The sequence below is a fragment of the Microbacterium sp. NPDC055599 genome (assembly GCF_053618975.1).
The window spans coordinates 1-1,306 of the sequence record NZ_JBSHIM010000037.1 but is presented as its reverse complement, the minus strand read 5'-3'; the positions used below and the strand labels follow the sequence as shown (position 1 = coordinate 1,306).

The 1,306-nt window shown below is 31.5% G+C and carries 1 protein-coding gene; it reads left to right on the top strand.

Annotated elements, in window-relative coordinates:
• Positions 1–534: 534 nt before the first annotated feature.
• On the top strand, positions 535–1,149 hold the full coding sequence (locus tag ACWGQ1_RS18430) for a replication protein (RefSeq protein ID WP_162164944.1): 615 nt from the start codon (positions 535–537) through the stop codon (positions 1,147–1,149).
• The last annotated feature ends 157 nt before the right edge of the window (positions 1,150–1,306 follow it).

Genomic DNA, 1,306 nt, shown 5'->3' with positions numbered 1-1,306 from the left:
CGGGGTTTGAGGGGCAGAGCCCCTAAGATTTGATACGGCTAGGGGTGTGCAAAAATTGCACACATGGGGGGTACTATGACACCCCCCATGTGTGCATTGTGCATTGTGAAAAAAATAAATTTAAATTCCTATATCCCTTGGGGCTCTAAGAGTATAGAAATTTAAAAATGCCAATTTTAAATTTTAAAAAAGCAAAAATCTCTAGAGATTTCTGTAATTTTATAGAAAAGTTTGTAAATCTCTAGAGATTTCTATAAAATTACTAATGTGAAGTTTTATTTTCGGAGGTGCTTGTATTGGCTCAAAAAAATAAAGTTGGTATTACTTTGTCGCAAGATACATTGGATAAATTGGAGTTAGAAAGTGAAAGGTATGGATTAAGTAAATCACAATATATTTCACTACTTATTAATGAAAGAGTGGTAGAAAGAAAGGAGGAAAAGAGTGTTAAAGCATAAAAAAAGGGCGCAACCGTCGCAAAGTTAAGCCCTTGGAGTGTTTATTATTTATGTCTTTTTCACTTAATATTTTATCATGACAAAAAGTAAGAAACCAGTAGAAAAAGGAAGAGACTGGACTTTTATAGTATACCCAGAATCTACTCCTAAAAATTGGAGAGATATCTTAGATGAAACGCATATGAGATGGGTTGAAAGTCCTTTGCATGACAAAGATGTAAATCCAGATGGAGAATTGAAAAAAGAACATTACCATATCTTGTTAAGTGCTGATGGACCTATTACATATAATCAAGTTACTAAGATCATAGAACCGTTAAACGGTCCTATTCCTAAAAAAGTAGGTTCTGCTAAAGGCTTAATTCGCTATATGGCTCATCTTGATAATCCGGAGAAATATCAATATCCAATTGACCAAATTGTTGCTCATGGTGGTGCTGATTTAGCTAGTTATTTTGAGTTAACTAAAACTGATAAAATGGTTGTTATGAAGGAAATTATTGAATATATTTATAACAACAAAGTTGATAATTATGCTGATTTTTTAATAACTTGTATTGAGACATCAGATGAATGGTTTGATGTGGCTATTAATTATAATACATTAGCAATAAATAAAATGATTGATGGTATTTGGCAAAAGTCGAATAAAGTTAGCGTGGAAAGTTATAAATATCGTAATAATTTATAAAAAATATACACTCTTTATTATTTTTATAGTTTTATTGTGTTAAACTTCACTTGTAACAATATTAATTTATTAAGGAGTGTTTTTATTGAAAACGGCTAAATTTTTAGGTGCGACAACGCTAGCGGGGGCGTTATTATTTACTGGAGCAGGTGCTACT